We start from the raw sequence: 16,518 nt of genomic DNA on the forward strand, positions 1-16,518 counted from the left end.
CTCCTTCAATAATTGGGCTCTGAGCGTCAGGAACGCAAAAGCACTTCATCAATATAGAAGTGCTGGGCGATAGAGCAAATGTGCGGAAGGGAAAGACCTCAGCCGAGCATCTCGCGTAACCGATACCAGAACATTCCCAGTGCCAGCAGCGGCGAACGCAAGGCCGGGCCGCCGGGGAAGGTCATGTGCGGCACGCCGCTGAACACGTCCATGCCTTGGCTGTGACCGGCATCAATCGCCTCGCCGAGCAGTTTCGCGCACCAGTGTGTGACGTTCAGGCCATGGCCGGAATACCCCTGGGCGTAGAACACGTTCGGGTGCTGCTTGAGTCGGCCGACCTGCGGGAAGCGGTTGGCGGTGATGCCGATTTTGCCGCCCCACTGATATTCGACGCGCACGTCCGCCAGTTGCGGGAAGACCTTGAGCATCTTCGGCCGCATGTAGGCGGCGATGTCCGCCGGATCGCGTCCGGAATAATGGCAAGCACCGCCGAACAGCAGGCGCCGGTCCGCCGAGAGCCGGTAATAATCAAGCCCGACCTTCTGATCGCACAGCGCAAAATTGTTCGGGATCAGTTGCGCGGCACGTTCGTCGGACAATGGTTCGGTGGCGATGATGTAACTGCCCGCCGGCAGCACTTTGCCGCTGAGCTGTTTTTCGAGCTCATCCAGGTGCGCGTTGCAACCGAGTACCAGGCTGCCGGCACGTACGGTGCCGGTGGCGCAACGCACTTGCACGGTTGTGCCGTGGATGATTTCCAGCACCGGACTCTGCTCGAAGATGCGCACACCCAGGGACGCGGCCAACCGCGCTTCGCCCTGTACAAGATCAAGCGGATGCAGGTGACCTGAGCCCATGTCGATCAGACCGCCCGCATAGCCTTCGGCGTTGACCACTTGCTGGCGGATCTGCTCGGGGCCGACCAACCGGGTTTCATGGGCGTAACCGAGTTCGGCGAGGCCAACGTGTTCGTCCCTGAAGGCAGCAAATTGCGCGGCCGTGTTGGCCAGCTCACAGAAGCCCCAGTGCAGATCGCAATCGATGCTGTTGTCGCCGATGCGCTGGCGCACCAGCTCCACCGAATCGATGCCGGAGCGCTGCAAGTAGCGCACGCCTTCCTGACCGACATAACGGGCGAAACCTTCGACCTCGTGGCCGATCCCGCGAATCAACTGACCGCCATTGCGCCCGCTGGCGCCCCAGCCAATGCGCCGGGCTTCGATCAGGATCACCGAGAGTCCGCGCTGCGCCAGTTCGATGGCGGTATTGACCCCGGTGAACCCGCCGCCGATCACGCAGACATCGGCACTCAGATCGCTGTCCAGTATCGGGTAGGGCGTGGTCGCCCGCGCTGAAGCAGCGTAATAGGAGCGGGCGTGTTCTTGGCTGTACTGATTCATTTGTTGGACTTCACTTTGCTCCAGGAGCGGGTCATCAGACGCATGATCGCCTGGGGCGGGGTAGAGGAGATGTAGAGTTTGTCGAGCACGGCCTGCGAGGGATAAACCTCAGGGTTGTTGACCAGGTCCTGATCCATGTATTGCTTGGCGGCCGGGTTCGGATTGGCGTAACCGACCGAAGTGCTGACTTTGGCGATCACTTGCGGATCGAGCAGGTAATTGATGAAGGCGTGGGCTTCTTTCGGGTTGCTGGCGTCTGCCGGGATGGCTAGCAGGTCGAACCACAGGTTGGCGCCTTCTTTGGGAATGGCGTAGGCGATGTTCACGCCGTTCTTGGCTTCTTTGGCGCGGTTGGCAGCCTGGAACACGTCGCCGGAGTAACCGAAGGCTACACAGATGTCGCCGTTGGCCAGGTCCGAGACGTATTTCGATGAGTGGAAATAGGTGATGTAAGGGCGAACGCTCAGCAGCTTCGCTTCAGCCTTTTTAAAGTCTTTCGGGTTTTCACTACGAGGGTCCATGCCCATGTAGTTGAGTACGGCGGGGAAAACTTCGTCGGCCGAGTCCATCATCGAGACGCCGCACTGGCTGAGTTTTTTCATGTTCTCAGGCTCGAACAGCACGGCCCAGGAGTCGATGTGATCGATGCCCAAGACTTGCTTGACCTTGTCGACGTTGTAACCGATGCCGTTGGTGCCCCACAGGTAAGGCACTGAGTGCAAGTTACCGGGATCGTTCTTTTCCAGCAGCTTGAGCAATTTCGGGTCGATGTTCTTCCAGTTCGGCAACTGCGAACGATCCAGTTTGAGAAAGGCGCCGGCCTTCACCTGACGGGCGAGGAAATGGTTGGACGGCACCACGACGTCATAACCGGTGCGACCGGCGAGCAGCTTGCCTTCGAGGGTTTCGTTGGAGTCGAAAACATCGTAGATCACCTTGATTCCGGTCTTGGCCTGGAAGTCGGCGAGGGTGGTTTCACCGATGTAGTCGGTCCAGTTGTAGACGCTGACCTGGGGTTCGGCGTGGGCCACGGCGCTGAACAGCACGCTCAGAGCAACCGGGAGTACGGATTTCAATAGACGCATATCGACACCTCTTCGAATTATTGGATTTTTCAGGTGGTTCGCTATTCCCCTTATGGGAGGGGGCTTGCCCCCTCCCACAGAGGATTTGTGGAATTGGCTTAAACGCTCAGCATCAGGAACTCGCGTTCCCACGAGCTGATCACGCGCTTGAAGTTTTCATGCTCGGCACGTTTCACCGCGACGTAGCCGCGTACGAATTTGTCGCCCAGGTAGTGCGCAACGGTGTCGCACTCTTCCATTTGCGTCAGGGCTTCTTCGATGGTGATCGGCAAACGCAGGTTGCGGCGTTCGTAGGCGCGGCCTTGTACCGCAGCGCTAGGCTCGATGCCCTCGACCATGCCGATGTAACCGCAGAGCAGACTCGCGGCAATTGCCAGGTACGGGTTGGCATCGGCACCCGGCAGGCGGTTTTCAACGCGCATGGCTTGCGGGCTGGAGGTCGGCACACGCAAACCAACGGTGCGGTTCTCTTCGCCCCATTCGACGTTGACCGGTGCCGAGGTGTCCGGCAGGAAACGGCGGAACGAGTTCACATTGGGCGCGAACATCGGCAGCACTTTAGGGATGTACTTCTGCAAACCGCCGATGTAATGCAGGAACAACTCGCTCATTTGCCCATCGGCGGTGGCGAAGATCGGCTGGCCGGTGGCGATGTCCACCACACTTTGGTGGATGTGCATGGCGCTGCCCGGTTCGTCACCAATGGGCTTGGCCATGAACGTCGCCGCGACGTTGTGCTTGAGCGCCGCCTCACGCATGGTTCGTTTGAACACGGTGATCTGGTCGGCCAGATCCAGGGCGTCGCCGTGACGGAAGTTGATTTCCATCTGCGCCGGGCCGTCTTCGTGGATCAGCGTGTCGAGGTCCAGACCTTGCAGTTCGCACCAGTCATAGACGTCTTCGAACAGCGGATCGAATTCATTAGCCGCATCGATGGAGAACGACTGCCGGCCGCTCTCGGCGCGCCCCGAACGACCCAGCGGTGCCTTGAGCGGCAAGTCCGGGTCTTCGCAGCGCTGGGTCAGGTAGAACTCCATTTCCGGCGCCACAATCGGCTTCCAGCCTTTGTCGGTATACAGCTGCAAGACTTTCTTCAGCACGTTGCGCGGCGACAGTTCGATCGGGTTGCCGAACTTGTCGAAGGTGTCGTGGATGACGATGGCCGTCGGCTCGATGGCCCATGGAATCACGTAGACCGCATCGCTCACCGGTTTGCAGATCATGTCGATGTCGGCCGGGTCGAGCAGGTCGTAGTAAATGTCGTCGTCGACAAAATCCCCGGTTACCGTTTGCAGCAGCACACTCTCCGGCAGGCGCATGCCGCGCTCCTGGAGGAACTTGTTGGTCGGTGCGATCTTGCCGCGGGCGATGCCGGTCAGGTCGCTGACCACACATTCAACTTCGGTAATCTTGTGATCTTTCAGCCAAGTGAACAGCTGATCGAAAGGGGCATTCATAAAGACCTCGTTATTGGTTTTAGAGACGCCGGGGAGGGCGGGTTTCATCTTCCGCCCCTTCCCCTGTGGCGCATTGACGACTATCTTGGGCGAGCTTTGCGGTTCCATCTATCCACTTTAAGCAGCACCAAAGCGCACCAAAAGAGTGCGCAAGGTCACCCCATGACAACGTGCAATCCGCTACAGGTTCAAGCATTCAACACCGCCGATGTGGCCGAGCAAGTCCGCGCCACACCGGGCTGGGTTCAGCATTACCAACAGATGTCGCCGGGGCATTTCGCCGGGCAGATTCGTTATCTGGATCTGCAGGGTGTCGAGGTCTACGAAGAGCAGATGAACACCCGGGTCGAGCAGAATTTCAGCGCGCCGCAAGGGGCTTTGGCGTTCTGTTTTGATCGCAGTGACAACGCGCTGTATCTGCTCAATGAAGACAGTCGCAACATCTGGATCACCCCGGAGAACTACCAGGAAATCGCCGTGGTGTTCGGCCCGGAGTTTGTCCGTCAGCAAGGTCTGGATCTGGCGAAACTCGAAGGCTTGTTCATGACGCAACTCAAGGGCGGGCAGAACGCGCTGTTCAGTCGCTGGTTAAGCTCGATTCTCACGAAGCTTTCGCAACCCATTGATTCAAAAGAAAAAGACGCGCTTACTCGGCAGCTTTTAGAGGATTGTCTGTTTATCCTCGACAACGCACGTATAGGCCTGGATCACGGTGAATTGCAGCGTCGTACCGAAGAGCGAACGCTCATGAAACGGATCGGGGAGTGGGCTGCCGATTCACCGGAAGAGACGTTGAATTTGCTGGAGCTTTCCCAAGTGGCAGGGGTGTCATTGCGGCAGTTGCAACAGGCGTTCAAGGCCTACACCGGGATGACCCCGAGTCAATGGTTGCGTCTGCGCCGGTTGAACAGTGCTCACCGCGAATTACTCAAGTGCACACCGACGCAAACGACGGTCGCCGAAGTGGCGATGAATTGGTCGTTCTGGCACTTGGGGCGGTTTTCCAACAGTTACCGGTCGCTGTTCAAGGAACTGCCAAGCGAGACGCTCAAGCGTTCACCCATGGCGTAGCGAAGCAAAGTCCTTTGTGACCCACACCAGAATGCGAACAACGTGCACGACCACTGTGCGCAACCCGGGAGCCCGCCGCTCATTCAAACTCTCAAATCGGCGGCCAGTGCCACACGCGCCAGGGCGGGAATGGACTTGGAGTGGGTTCGAGTCATGACCGCGGCGCGGTGGTTTTCCACCGTGCGCTGGCTGATTCCGAGTTGCGCTGCAATGTGTTTGCTCGCAAATCCTGCCAGTACCATGTCCATGACTTGTCGCTGCCGTAAGGTCAGGCTATCGATGCAATGAGTCGCTTCCTGCATCCACGCCAGTTTTTTATTGGCGTCCTGCGAGTGTTCCAAGGCTCGCGCAATGCTCTGAAGCATCTCACTACGACCGAATGGCTTTTCAATGAAATCTGAAGCGCCGGCCTTCATGGCATCGACGGCAATCGACACTTCATTGCTGCCGCTGATCACGACAGCGGGCAAGTCATCGCCGTTCTTTCTCAGTTGGTGCAGCAGTTCAACGCCTTCCATTCCTGGCAGGTGGGCATCGATCAGCAGGCAGGCGGGCGGGCCGGGGGCATAGTCTGCAAGAAACGCTTCACTGGTCGCGTAGTCGTGAACCGCGTAGCCGTGGGATTCAAGCACGCCGCGAATCGTGTGGCGAAAGAGATCGTCGCGATCGACTACGAAGATGATCGATGAGCGCGCAATGCCAGGGGCGAATTGTTCGGGTCGCTCACTGTCGTTTTTTGCGGTGCGTTGCTGTGCAAGCAACGACGCAATGACGAACGTGACCTCTTTTAGCTTCGCCGGTTTGTTCAGTTGAACGCAGTGTTCGAACGCTACGTCGCGGGAGGTCAGGCGCGAGATATCTCCCGTCAGAATGATGGCAGGCATGCTGCGATGAAGTGCCATGCGTAACTGAGTGATCATCTGTAAGCCGTTGATCGCCCCGGGCAGATTGAAGTCGGCCAGAATCAGATCGGGTTGTACGCCGCCACGCGTGACACTTTCCAGTGCCGTCATCCCGTCTTTGGCCATTGCCACTTGATAGCCTGCGGATTTGAGCAATGTCCCCAACAACTCGAGCAGTTCGACGTCATCCTCGACAACCAGGATCATTTCACCGTTTGCCGTGCAGCCTTGCGCCGACTGATCCGTTGGATGCATGGCACCTGGCAACGCTGCACTTTCAGGCGTCAAGACGACATCAATGGCGAAGGCAGACCCCTTTTGGATGCGCGATTGCGCACGCAGTCGATGCCCGAGCAGGGCACATAAGCGTTTGACGGCAGGCAAACCCGTTTCAAATCCAGCGCCAGGCTCTTTGCCTGGCGGATCGGCCGCAAGGATGGATTCCAGATGGGACGGCTCGATACCCAGGCCTGTGTCCCAAACTTCGATACTCAGCCACCCGCCATGTCGCCGGCAGCCCAGGAGTATCCGACCTTCATGGGTGTATTGCAGCGCGTTGGACAGCAGATTGCGCAGGATCTGCTCCAATAGGCGCGGATCACTTTCGACCGAGAGATGGCAGGGCACGACCTTCAGCCTCAACCCTTGGGCAGAGGCTTTGTAATTGAATTCGTCGGCGAGTCGGTCCAGCAGATCACTCACTCGAAAAGTAACGGGGTTTGCCTGAACGGCACCGGTTTCAATGTGGTTGATATCCAGTAGCGCATTCAACATGCCGGACATGGCGCCCACTGTTTCGCCAATTCTGATGGTCAGTTTTCGAGGCTGTTCCTCTTTCAACAGGCTCAGTAACAGGCCTTGCAACAACTTGAGCGTTTGTAAAGGCTGGCGCAGATCATGACTGGCACAGGCCAGAAACCGTGTACGGTCAGCCGTTGCCAACTGCGCGTTATGCGTCGCTTCTTCAAGTGCCTGGGTGACCTGCTTTTTGTCGCAGATATCGGTAAAGGTGATGATGACCCCTTCCACACAATGGTCGTGCTTGATGTAAGGGGAAATCCGCCGAGTAAAACTCATACCGCTCTGTGATCGGACTTCTCGCTCCAGCGGCGTCGTGTCACGCATCACCGCTCTGGCGTCTTCCAGAAGATTGGCGTCTGTTGCCAACGAGCATAGCTCGGCCAGCGGACGTCCAATGTCGGCGGCACGCATGCTGAACAAGGTTTGGGTGGCCGGTGTGAACAGACGAATGTTCAACTGCTCGTCCAGCAAGACAGCCGCGATGTTGATGCCGTTCAGCACATTCTGGCAGTCCAGCGCAGCGTCCCGTTGCTGGTCGAGCTTGCTACGAAGCTCATGATTCATCTCGGCCAACTGGCCATTGAGCAAACGTAACTGATCGAGGGCGTCTGTTGTTTCATTGGGGGCCATTCGCGCTTTGGAGCCCAACGTTGCAGCATCAGCCAAAGGAGATGGAGTCATCATCCTGGGCGTGGCGGTTCCAGTGTCGAGTGGCGGACGAACTGCCATTGTGACTTTCCGCGTGAGTGCATTCCGGGTGAACACGTCCTTGGATCCTACACCCCTTTAATCACCAGGCAATGCTCGCTGGCGCGCGAGGGGCGGTTCAACGACGTGAACGGACGCAATGATTGGGCGCAGGACGGCGTCAGACATTTCTCTCCGACCGGCGGTCGTCGCTTGAAGCTCTGCGCAAAGACTTTCGCTTAACGCTGAGTAGTTTCCGAGCCCACTGACGCAGCCCGGCTGAGCGCCGCCGATGGGGCGTTGACAAAGACTGACCGGCCCTAGACAACCGCACCGAACAAATGCCCAACCACAGCGGTGCTGACCATCGCCAACGCCCCCCAGAAGGTCACACGCCAGGCGCCTTTGAGCAAAGAGGCGCCTCCGGCCTGCGCGGCGACTGCGCCCAGGGAGGCCAGGAAAAGCAGCGACATGATCGATATCCAGAGAATCACGTTCTGAAGCGGCACGATCAGCGTGACCGCCACTGGCAAAACGGCGCCGACGACAAAGCTCGTCGCCGACGCGAAAGCGGCAGAAAGGGGTTTGGCACTGAGCGTCTCTGAAATACCCAACTCGTCGCGGGCATGTGCGCCCAATGCGTCGTGAGCCATTAGCTGACTGGCGACCTGGCTGGCCAACTCGGGTTCAACCCCTCGATGGATGTAGATCTGCGCCAGCTCCCGGTGTTCTGCCGCAGGTTTGGTATCAATCTCTTTTTGCTCTTTTGCCAGATCCGCGTGCTCGGTGTCGGCCTGAGAATGCACCGAAACATACTCGCCTGCGGCCATCGACATGGCGCCCGCTACAAGGCCGGCCATGCCGGTCACCATCAGCGTGTTGTGCGTGGCGCCGGCGGCGGCGACGCCTATCAACAGGCTGGCGGTTGAGACGATCCCGTCATTTGCCCCCAGCACGGCCGCTCTGAGCCAGCCGATACGGTCGCTGTTATGGGTTTCGGCATGACGGCGTGTGAACCTGATCATTGTGTTTGGCCTTTTGCGCGATGGTTTCAGCACGGAGTGTAGGTAGTTTCCGAGGCTACTCATTAGCGGGTCAGGCGCCTAAGTTGAGGTTTGTGACGTTGGCTCGACACGTCAGCATCCTCGTCTCCTTCTGACGTTCAGGCGGTGCGCGACGGATGAGCACACGTGTCTTGCAGCGTTTTCAGACATGTTTCAACGATCAGGCCTGCGACCATGAGCATCAGCCGTAATAATTTCTACATTTTCAAGACCCACGCCGACGCTGAAGAAGCAATCCGTACTCTGAATCAGGCAGATTTTGACGTTAAGAAACTCTCCCTCGTGGGCAAGGGCTACCAGACTGAAGAGCATCCGATTGGCTTCTACCAACTCGGTGACAAGGTGATGGCCTGGGGTGGCATGGGTGCCTTGTGCGGATCGTTCTGGGGGCTTACGGGGCACCTCAAGAGGAACATTTCATGACGATGAAAATGCAGGCCGCGGTGGTCGAGCAGTTCGGCCAACCGCTGGTCATCAGAGAGTTTGACGTCCCTTCAGTGGGCCCTGGGCAGATCCTGGTCAAGACCGAAGCCTGTGGTGTCTGCCATACCGATCTTCACGCCGCGCGTGGTGACTGGCCATTGAAGCCGACGCTGCCCTTTATTCCCGGGCATGAGGGGATTGGCGTGGTAACGCAGATCGGGGCAGGGGTCAGCAACGTAAAAATCGGGGAACGGGTGGGTGTGCCATGGCTTTACTCGGCCTGTGGGCATTGCGAGTACTGCCTCTCGGCCTGGGAAACGGTCTGCGCCCAAGCACAGTTCGGTGGCTATACGAAGAACGGCGGCTTTGCCCAATACATCCTCGCCGACCCGAACTACGTGGCGCACATCCCCCATGGTCTTGATCCGCGGGAGGCTGCGCCGATCATCTGTGCCGGCGTCACGACTTACAAAGGCATCAAGGAGACCGGAGCCCGACCTGGACAGTGGATTGCGATTTCCGGTGTCGGTGGCCTCGGTCACCTGGCGGTTCAGTACGCCAAAGCGATGGGGCTGCAAGTCTGCGCCGTGGATATTGATGAGCGCAAACTGGCCCATGCCACCCGGCTTGGTGCCGATGCCGTGGTCAACGCCAAAAATGGGGATCCGGCGGCGGCGGTCAAAGAGGCTACCGACGGTGGCGCCCATGGCGTACTCATCACGGCCCCCTCGCTCAGTGCGTTCAAACAGGGTGTGGCAATGACCCGTAAACATGGGGTTTGCGTACTCGTGGGATTGCCGCCGGGCGAGTTTCCGGTGCCGCTGTTTGATGTGGTTGCCAATTGCATCACCGTTCGCGGTTCTTTTGTCGGCAACCGCCAGGACATGGCCGAAGCACTGGCCTTCGCCGCTCAGGGCAAGGTCAAGGCCGACATCGAGTTGCAGCCGTTATCGGCGATCAACCAGATTTTCGAGCGGCTGGAACACGGTGATGTTCCATCGCGCGTGGTCATCGATTTCAGTGCCGGTTGAAGAGTGCCAAAGCATGAACATCTTGATTGGCGAGGCAGCGCTGAAAAGTCGTCAGACTTCGGTCTTGACGATTCGGCAGATGGCAGAGGCCGATCGCTTGTCGGTCGTTGCCGGCGTGTCGTCTTTCGAGCTGATGGCCAACGCTGGTGCAGCCGTAGCGCACCAAATCGAGCGGCGCTGGGCACCACGGGCGGTGCTGGTGCTGTGCGGGCCGGGCAACAACGGTGGTGACGGTTTCGTCACGGCGCATGTGTTGGCGCAAGCCGGCTGGCCGGTGCGGGTGGCGATGCTGGGCAGTCGATTCAGCCTGAAGGACGAAGCCCGGCAACACGCCCAGCGCTGGGAAGGGGACGTTGAAGACATGAGCCCCGCGGTGCTTGAGGGGGCTGAACTGATTGTCGATGCGCTTTTCGGTGCCGGCCTCAGCCGCCCCCTTGAAGGCCAGGCATTGGCGACGCTTGCTGCCGCCAGCAAGGGCGGTGTGCCCCTCATCGCAATCGATATGCCCAGCGGGGTCATGGGGGATACCGGTGAAACGCTGGGGGCAGCCGCGGCGGTACTGACGGTCACGTTTCTGTGCAAGAAAGCGGGGCACTTGCTATTGCCAGGCCGGGACCTGTGCGGCGAAGTCATTGTTGTGGATATTGGCACTCCCAACGCGGTGATCGACACCATCGCCCCCCGCACCTTTGAGAACAGCCCGGCGTTATGGCTGGCCAGTTTGCCCCGCCCCAAGGCGAGTACCGACAAACACAGTCGTGGGCATGCCCTGATCTTTGGCGGGTATCCAATGACCGGTGCGGCTCGAATGGCTGCAAGAGCTGCAGCCAGAGCGGGCGCGGGGCTTACCACCATTGCGGTGCCGGAACTGGCGTTGGCCATTTATGCGACAGCGCTGGACAGCATCATGGTGCGTCCATGGGTGACTCCGGAAGATTTTGGGCACCTGCTCAACGGCAGTCGCTTTTCTGCCTGGTTGATAGGACCCGGTGCAGGCGTGGACAAGGAAACCTTTGGGCACGTACTGGCGATGCTTGCCAGTGGACGCCCGACCGTCATCGACGCGGACGCGATCAGCGCTTTTGAGGACGAACCCGGTGTACTCGATCGCGCGATTCACGGCCCCTGCGTGCTGACACCTCATGAGGGGGAGTTTCGACGGGTGTTCGACTTCGCCGGCGACAAGCTCACACGCACCCGTGCTGCGGCCCTGCGTTGCGGCGCCGTTGTGGTGCTCAAGGGCAGCGACACGGTGATAGCCGCGCCCGACGGCAGGGCAATCATCAATGCCAACGCGCCTCCGACATTGGCCACCGCTGGCTCGGGCGACGTCTTGAGCGGGATCATTCTTGGTTTGCTTGCGCAAGGAATGCCGGCCTTCGCCAGCGCGGCGGCGGGGGTCTGGCTACACGGTGCGGCGGCCGCCGAATTCGGTCCCGGCTTACTGGCCGAGGACCTGCCCGACCTGTTGCCAAAGGTGTTGTGTCGACTGCTCGACGTCTAGCTACCCGTCGAGGCCCGATAGCCCCGTGCACGCGTTTCATACCGGCGGCGACAGACTATTTTGGGAAGACATTCCTACCGACGTGCTGATGACGCAGGCGCAATTGTCGGTCATCGCGCCGCCGTCCATGGCAGCGATCCTGGGGTCGATTGCCGGCAAATGGGGCGAGTACTTCGTTGGTATCGCTATGGGTTTCCACTGTAGTGATGCAGGCCGTGATGATCCTCATGTATTTCTCCAACAACGCCTGGAACATGATGATCTCCATCACGGGCGTGATGATATTTCCGGCCTATATCGGCGCTACCGGTTTTTTGTGGAAAGTCATGGCAAGCGGGCGCTATCCAGCCACCGCAAAATCGGCAACCTGGTGTTCATCTGTGCGCGCGCAGCCCACTCACGCAAGACGAAAATGGCTCGTGCCTTCGTAAAAGGTATGGGCCGTAATAGGCCAGACCGCAGGGCTTGGCCCACTCACAACCGGGAGCTTTCGATGAAAAGTTCATATCTTGCGATTGTGTTGCTCTTGAGTTCGACCTTTTGCCTGGCCGCGCCACTCGATGGCGCGGCCCTGTACCAAAGCAACTGCGCCCAATGCCATGGCGAACGTGGAATGGGTGGGGCGGTTGGCATGGGCGCGATGACACCCGGTATGGGAGGTTCAAACGGCGGGCAGGGCATGATGAATGGGATGGGCACAATGGGCGGTCAGGGCGGCTCGGGAATGACGGGGCTTCAAGCGCCCAAACTGGTAGGCGATGCCAGTGCCTGGAAGCCTGAGTTATTTGAGCGTGCAGTGCTCCAAGGCATCGATGATGAAGGTGAACCTCTGAGCAGGGTCATGCCGCCCTGAGTGTGGCATGACGCTGGAACCCGTCATCCAGAACCTTGGCTTTGCGCTTGTCTACAATGCGCTCGGCGTGCCGTTGGCTGCCGGTTTGTTGTTTCCGTTCACGGGTTGGTTGTCGCCGCCGATGGTTGCCGCGTTTGCCATGAGTCTGAGTTCATTGTCGGTCGTGACCAATGCACTGCGCTTGCGTGGCTAGGGTTCTACTGCGCAGAGTCACTTGCCCGTTCAGATATCTGACGGGCAAACGATGTTTTCTCTTTGATTTGTCGCGCACTTACTGCTTGTGCTCGATAACGGTTTCAACCAGCCAATAGCCGGTCCGTCCGTAGTGGTGATGCAGATTCGATTCCTGTTCCCGGTTCAACTGCTCAGACGACTCATAAGGCGGCGATGCCTTGATCGAGGCGCATTCGAGGTCGACCGACACGGATTTATCCAGCCAACGGATATCGTCAATCCATTCAGGAGCAATCAACACTTTGTGCCCGAGCCACCAGTTGCTGGTGTTGACCACAAGGTATTGAATCGCCCAGGTCTGTTCGTTGATCAGCACGCTGTCGACATGCCCGACCTCGCCATCGGTGGCTTTGATGTGATACCCGATGATGGCTTTGCAACTGCGTAAGTGCGGGTCGTCATCTTCATGGCGCGCGCGCTCGGCTTTTGCGCTCTGTTCGCGGGCATGTTCATCTTGAGCGGGACCACCCGGCAGCCCGTAGCCACCGGGGTACATCCCGGCATTCCACATGCCTGCGTTTCCCCAGTAATACGGATACCCGTAGTAACCCAGGTATTGCATTTCATGTTGTCGAGAGACCGGTTTGTCGACGTCGATACTTGGGCTGTTTTTGACTTGATCCTTGGTGAGCGCTACGTGCAGCCGACGTTGCGTCCAGTCGGCGTCCTGGATGGAAAGGGGCGTGATCAGGACCTTGCGGCTGGCAAGCCAGGCGCCGGTCTCAACGACAAAATAACGGATCACCCACGCCTCATTGTCGAAATAGAAGTCTTTGACTTCCCCGATGTCACCATCGGTTGCCGCAATGGTGTAATCCTTGAGATCTCGCATGCTTCGTAACATAGGACTGTCCTTCGTAGCGCACCGATCGATGTCCTCGGCACATGGAAAGGCTGCAGGCCGATTATTCGACCTGCCCAAGGACAGGGTGTGCTTTTAGCGGCGTCAACGTCTGTTTGCTGGCGCACGCTGAAGACGCAGGAATCAGGTGGGTTTATTCACGGAGGACGGGATCGGCGACCCGCGACGTTTTTGTCGCTCAAGCCATTCAAACAGCCCCATGCCGACCAGCATGGCGATGACGAAAACGGCGCCTTTGCCGATGCCCGCACCGAGCAGAACCAGGGAAGGCCCCGGGCAAATGCCTGCCAGGCCCCAGCCCACCCCGAACAAGAGGCTGCCGATGACCAGACGCCGGTCGATGTGTCGAGCGGTGGGCAGGTTCATGGGCAGGCCGAGCAGTGATCGGGTGCGTGCTCTGGCGAACTTGAAGCCTACCGCCGCCACCGCGATGGCGCCGGCCATGACGAAGGCCAGCGAGGGGTCCCAGCGCCCGCCCAGATCGAGGAAACCAATGACTTTGGCCGGGTTTGTCATGCCGGAAATCAGCAAACCGAAACCGAAAATCAGCCCGGCAAGCCACGCGTAGAAGAGTGGCATGGTCAAAGGCCTCCCAGAAGGTGCTTAACGACGAAAACGGTAACGAAACCCGCCCCCATGAATACCAGTGTCGCGACCGCAGAGCGCGTCGATAATCGCGATAACCCACACACACCGTGGCCGCTGGTGCAGCCAGCGCCATAACGCGTGCCGATGCCGACGATCAGGCCCGCGACAATCAACAGCGGATACCCGGCATCGATCTCTATCGCGGGCAAAGTGGCGACCAGACCAAAAGCCAGTGGTGCCATTAGCAGGCCCAAAACAAACGCCGCACGCCAGGCGATATCCCCGGTTATCGGGCGCAGCAGACCGCCGACAATGCCGCTGATGCCTGCGATGCGCCCGTTGAACAGTATCAACAGCACTGCACCCGAGCCGATCAGCAAGCCTCCGATCAAGGCGCTCAACGGCGTGAAGTGGTTCATGTCGATCATGACGCTTTCCTTACAGGGGCGTGTGGAGTGAAGGTTGATCGCGATGCAATCCTGATCATCTGATGGCCGTCGCGCTGGCCGCCAAAGCGGTCAGCGCGAGGATAGGCTGATTGAAGCTCCCGAGTGGCAAATATCGCAAGATCTGTCGGGAGCCCTCGTCAAGGATTGGGAGAACCTGGGATTAATTCATGCCCAGCCAGTTGGGGAGCGCCAGGGTTATCCATGGGACATAGGTGATCAGTATCAGGAACAGCAGCAAAAGCATCAGCCAAGGCATCGCGGCCTTGATGGTCGCGGGCACTGACATCCCCGTCACGGCGGAAGTCACGAACAGGTTCAGACCGACGGGCGGTGTGATCAGGCCGATCTCCAGGTTGACCACCATGATGATGCCAAGGTGAATCGGGTCGATACCCAGCTTCATGGCAATGGGGAAAAGGATCGGGGCCAGAATCAGGATAATGGCCGAGGGTTCCATGAAGGCACCGGCGATCAACAAAACCACGTTCACCACCAGCAGGAAGGTCACTGGCGTCAGCCCTGCTTCAATGACCCAGGCCGTGATTTGCTGGGGCAGTTGCTCGGTGGTCAATACGTGAGCAAACAACATGGCGTTGGCAATGATGAACATCAGCATGATGCTCAGCTTGGCCGAGTCCAGCAGGACTTTGGGCGTTTCGCGAAACGTCAGGTCCTTGTAGACGAACAAGGCGATGAATGCCGAATACACCGCAGCAACGGCAGCAGCCTCGGTGGGGGTGAACATCCCGCTGTAAATGCCTCCCAGGATGATCAGCATCAACAGCAGGCCCCAGATCGCCTTGCGTGCGGTGCTGAGAAACTCACGCAGTGTGGCGCGCGGCATGGCGGGCAGGTTTTTCTTCACCGCGACGATGTAGATGGCCACCATCAGCGATACACCCAGCAACAAACCGGGTATGACGCCGGCCATGAACAACTTGCCGACGGAGGTCTCGGTGGCAGCCGCATAGACCACCATCACGATCGAGGGCGGTATCAGAATGCCCAAGGTCCCGGCGTTACAGACGATTCCCGCGCCGAATTCCTGCGGATATCCAGAGCGAACCATGCCGGCAATGGCAATCGACCCGACGGCTGCCACCGTTGCCGGGCTGGAGCCGGAAAGGGCTGCGAACAGCATGCAGGCCAATACGGCGGCAATCGCCAGGCCGCCACGGATATGACCGACACAAGCGTTGGCAAAGTCGATCAGGCGACGTGCAACGCCACCGGTGGTCATGAAGGCGCCTGCCAGCAAGAAAAACGGAATGGCCAGCAGTGTGTAGTGCTCGGAAGTTTCAAACAGCTTGATCGCGAGAGAGCGGACGGAGTCCGGACTGAAAAACACAATGGTCAGTGAACCGGCCAGGCCCAGGGATATGGCAATCGGTACACCGATGAACATCAGTGCAAAGAGTGTCGCGAACAGGAAGGCAATGGTCATTGTTTGTCGTCCTCGTGCTCGGTCAGTTTCATCACGTCAGCGGCTTCATCGGCCAGGCCCAGCCCGGTCTGGCGGTGCAACAGGATGCGCACGAAAATTTCGGCGAAACGGATGAATACCAACGCAAAACCCACGGGAACAATCAGCCCTATGTGCCATTGCATGATGCCGAAATGGCCCAGATCTTCGGCGCCTATTCCTGCTGTCATCAAGGTATGAATCCACTCGAAGCTGGCCACACTGAGCAGCCCGGCGTAGGTCAGGCAGCACAGACAGGCCAAAATGCCGATCAATCGCTGCACGGGTTTGCTGGCCAGTTTTACCAGAGCGTCCACGCCAATATGCCCGGCGGTACGCACGCCGTAGGACAACCCGAAAAAGATCAGCCAGCCAAATAGCGCCTTGGTGAGCGAGGTACTCCAGGTCATGGCCTGCGCCATTGTCATGACCTGATCGCCCATGGCGAATAGTGTTTCGCTGGCGCCTTCCCAGTTGTCGGCAAGTCGGTAGAAGAGCGTATAGAGGTTGTTGAGGATGACGTAGACGAACGTCACCAGGGTCATGGCGGCCAAAAGGAAGACAATGAAACCCTCCTCGAAGTGTTCCCATATGCGCCGAAAGGCATTCATGGATGGCATCTCCTGTAGCGTGATGACAGGCAGG

Annotated in this window: 16 protein-coding genes; 6 read left to right on the forward strand and 10 right to left on the reverse strand. The window is 58.8% G+C overall.

Annotated elements, in window-relative coordinates; all coding sequences use genetic code 11:
- Nucleotides 1-98: 98 nt before the first annotated feature.
- The 3 genes from AACY50_RS13570 to AACY50_RS13580 form a co-directional block, all read right to left on the reverse strand.
- Nucleotides 99-1,400 (reverse strand): NAD(P)/FAD-dependent oxidoreductase, encoded by a 1,302-nt coding sequence (locus AACY50_RS13570; protein WP_339465063.1) that lies wholly within the window; start codon nt 1,398-1,400, stop codon nt 99-101.
- The gene (locus AACY50_RS13575) at nt 1,397-2,485 is read right to left on the reverse strand and encodes a polyamine ABC transporter substrate-binding protein (RefSeq protein ID WP_339507651.1); all 1,089 of its coding nucleotides are present in this window, start codon (nt 2,483-2,485) and stop codon (nt 1,397-1,399) included. Before AACY50_RS13575 ends, AACY50_RS13570 begins: the two co-directional genes overlap by 4 nt.
- 98 nt (nt 2,486-2,583) lie before the next feature.
- A complete protein-coding gene (locus tag AACY50_RS13580) occupies nt 2,584-3,942 on the reverse strand; it encodes a glutamine synthetase family protein (protein ID WP_339494354.1) in 1,359 nt (452 codons plus the stop codon).
- A 162-nt stretch (nt 3,943-4,104) separates the two neighbouring features.
- Here AACY50_RS13580 and AACY50_RS13585 point away from each other — a divergent pair, with 162 nt between their 5' ends.
- Entirely contained in the window at nt 4,105-5,013 is a 909-nt protein-coding gene (locus AACY50_RS13585) for a helix-turn-helix domain-containing protein (protein ID WP_339494353.1), read from the forward strand.
- 83 nt (nt 5,014-5,096) lie between these two features.
- Here the strand turns inward: AACY50_RS13585 and AACY50_RS13590 are convergent, their stop codons facing one another.
- Together AACY50_RS13590 and AACY50_RS13595 are read right to left on the reverse strand one after the other, a co-directional pair.
- Nucleotides 5,097-7,346, reverse strand: a complete 2,250-nt coding sequence (locus tag AACY50_RS13590) for a response regulator (RefSeq protein WP_339538682.1) — start codon at nt 7,344-7,346, stop codon at nt 5,097-5,099.
- Between the two features lie 377 nt (nt 7,347-7,723).
- Nucleotides 7,724-8,425: a VIT1/CCC1 transporter family protein gene (locus tag AACY50_RS13595; RefSeq protein WP_339494394.1), complete on the reverse strand. Its 702-nt coding sequence runs from the start codon at nt 8,423-8,425 to the stop codon at nt 7,724-7,726.
- 216 nt (nt 8,426-8,641) lie between these two features.
- Here AACY50_RS13595 and AACY50_RS13600 point away from each other — a divergent pair, with 216 nt between their 5' ends.
- From AACY50_RS13600 to AACY50_RS13620, 5 genes are read left to right on the forward strand one after another with little or no spacing between them, the layout of a single operon-like run.
- Nucleotides 8,642-8,890 (forward strand): hypothetical protein, encoded by a 249-nt coding sequence (locus AACY50_RS13600; protein ID WP_339465058.1) that lies wholly within the window; start codon nt 8,642-8,644, stop codon nt 8,888-8,890.
- Nucleotides 8,887-9,921, forward strand: coding sequence for an alcohol dehydrogenase AdhP (gene adhP / locus AACY50_RS13605; protein ID WP_339507647.1), 1,035 nt, complete (start codon nt 8,887-8,889; stop codon nt 9,919-9,921). Before AACY50_RS13600 ends, adhP begins: the two co-directional genes overlap by 4 nt.
- Nucleotides 9,922-9,934: 13 nt before the next feature.
- Nucleotides 9,935-11,425: an NAD(P)H-hydrate dehydratase gene (locus AACY50_RS13610; RefSeq protein WP_339538683.1), complete on the forward strand. Its 1,491-nt coding sequence runs from the start codon at nt 9,935-9,937 to the stop codon at nt 11,423-11,425.
- A gap of 25 nt (nt 11,426-11,450) precedes the next feature.
- A complete protein-coding gene (locus tag AACY50_RS13615; RefSeq protein ID WP_339538684.1) occupies nt 11,451-12,278 on the forward strand; it encodes a c-type cytochrome in 828 nt (275 codons plus the stop codon).
- Nucleotides 12,279-12,285: 7 nt separating this feature from the next.
- Nucleotides 12,286-12,471: a hypothetical protein gene (locus AACY50_RS13620; protein WP_445261487.1), complete on the forward strand. Its 186-nt coding sequence runs from the start codon at nt 12,286-12,288 to the stop codon at nt 12,469-12,471.
- A gap of 78 nt (nt 12,472-12,549) precedes the next feature.
- Here the strand turns inward: AACY50_RS13620 and AACY50_RS13625 are convergent, their stop codons facing one another.
- The 5 genes from AACY50_RS13625 to AACY50_RS13645 all read right to left on the reverse strand — a co-directional run bounded on the left by AACY50_RS13625 (nt 12,550) and on the right by AACY50_RS13645 (nt 16,484).
- Complete coding sequence (locus AACY50_RS13625) at nt 12,550-13,356, reverse strand: PRC-barrel domain-containing protein (protein WP_339465054.1); 807 nt, start codon at nt 13,354-13,356, stop codon at nt 12,550-12,552.
- A gap of 141 nt (nt 13,357-13,497) precedes the next feature.
- Nucleotides 13,498-13,953, reverse strand: coding sequence for a YeeE/YedE family protein (locus tag AACY50_RS13630; RefSeq protein ID WP_339465052.1), 456 nt, complete (start codon nt 13,951-13,953; stop codon nt 13,498-13,500).
- A gap of 2 nt (nt 13,954-13,955) precedes the next feature.
- Nucleotides 13,956-14,390, reverse strand: coding sequence for a YeeE/YedE family protein (locus tag AACY50_RS13635; protein WP_339494343.1), 435 nt, complete (start codon nt 14,388-14,390; stop codon nt 13,956-13,958).
- A gap of 181 nt (nt 14,391-14,571) precedes the next feature.
- Nucleotides 14,572-15,855: a C4-dicarboxylate TRAP transporter large permease protein DctM gene (gene dctM, locus AACY50_RS13640; RefSeq protein WP_339465050.1), complete on the reverse strand. Its 1,284-nt coding sequence runs from the start codon at nt 15,853-15,855 to the stop codon at nt 14,572-14,574.
- Nucleotides 15,852-16,484: a TRAP transporter small permease gene (locus AACY50_RS13645; protein WP_339465049.1), complete on the reverse strand. Its 633-nt coding sequence runs from the start codon at nt 16,482-16,484 to the stop codon at nt 15,852-15,854. Before AACY50_RS13645 ends, dctM begins: the two co-directional genes overlap by 4 nt.
- Nucleotides 16,485-16,518: the final 34 nt, after the last annotated feature.

Source organism: Pseudomonas sp. RA_15y_Pfl2_54 (assembly GCF_963971015.1).
Classification (GTDB): domain Bacteria; phylum Pseudomonadota; class Gammaproteobacteria; order Pseudomonadales; family Pseudomonadaceae; genus Aquipseudomonas; species Aquipseudomonas baetica_A.

Bases quoted from the DNA above. Each gene is read 5' to 3' on its own strand.
- AACY50_RS13625 (WP_339465054.1), bottom strand. From the start codon at position 13,356: ATGTTACGAAGCATGCGAGATCTCAAGGATTACACCATTGCGGCAACC.
- dctM (WP_339465050.1), bottom strand. From the start codon at position 15,855: ATGACCATTGCCTTCCTGTTCGCGACACTCTTTGCACTGATGTTCATC.
- AACY50_RS13645 (WP_339465049.1), bottom strand. From the start codon at position 16,484: ATGAATGCCTTTCGGCGCATATGGGAACACTTCGAGGAGGGTTTCATT.
- AACY50_RS13585 (WP_339494353.1), top strand. From the start codon at position 4,105: ATGACAACGTGCAATCCGCTACAGGTTCAAGCATTCAACACCGCCGAT.
- AACY50_RS13575 (WP_339507651.1), bottom strand. From the start codon at position 2,485: ATGCGTCTATTGAAATCCGTACTCCCGGTTGCTCTGAGCGTGCTGTTC.
- AACY50_RS13600 (WP_339465058.1), top strand. From the start codon at position 8,642: ATGAGCATCAGCCGTAATAATTTCTACATTTTCAAGACCCACGCCGAC.
- AACY50_RS13610 (WP_339538683.1), top strand. From the start codon at position 9,935: ATGAACATCTTGATTGGCGAGGCAGCGCTGAAAAGTCGTCAGACTTCG.
- AACY50_RS13580 (WP_339494354.1), bottom strand. From the start codon at position 3,942: ATGAATGCCCCTTTCGATCAGCTGTTCACTTGGCTGAAAGATCACAAG.
- AACY50_RS13630 (WP_339465052.1), bottom strand. From the start codon at position 13,953: ATGCCACTCTTCTACGCGTGGCTTGCCGGGCTGATTTTCGGTTTCGGT.
- AACY50_RS13620 (WP_445261487.1), top strand. From the start codon at position 12,286: ATGACGCTGGAACCCGTCATCCAGAACCTTGGCTTTGCGCTTGTCTAC.
- adhP (WP_339507647.1), top strand. From the start codon at position 8,887: ATGACGATGAAAATGCAGGCCGCGGTGGTCGAGCAGTTCGGCCAACCG.
- AACY50_RS13635 (WP_339494343.1), bottom strand. From the start codon at position 14,390: ATGATCGACATGAACCACTTCACGCCGTTGAGCGCCTTGATCGGAGGC.
- AACY50_RS13590 (WP_339538682.1), bottom strand. From the start codon at position 7,346: ATGGCCCCCAATGAAACAACAGACGCCCTCGATCAGTTACGTTTGCTC.
- AACY50_RS13570 (WP_339465063.1), bottom strand. From the start codon at position 1,400: ATGAATCAGTACAGCCAAGAACACGCCCGCTCCTATTACGCTGCTTCA.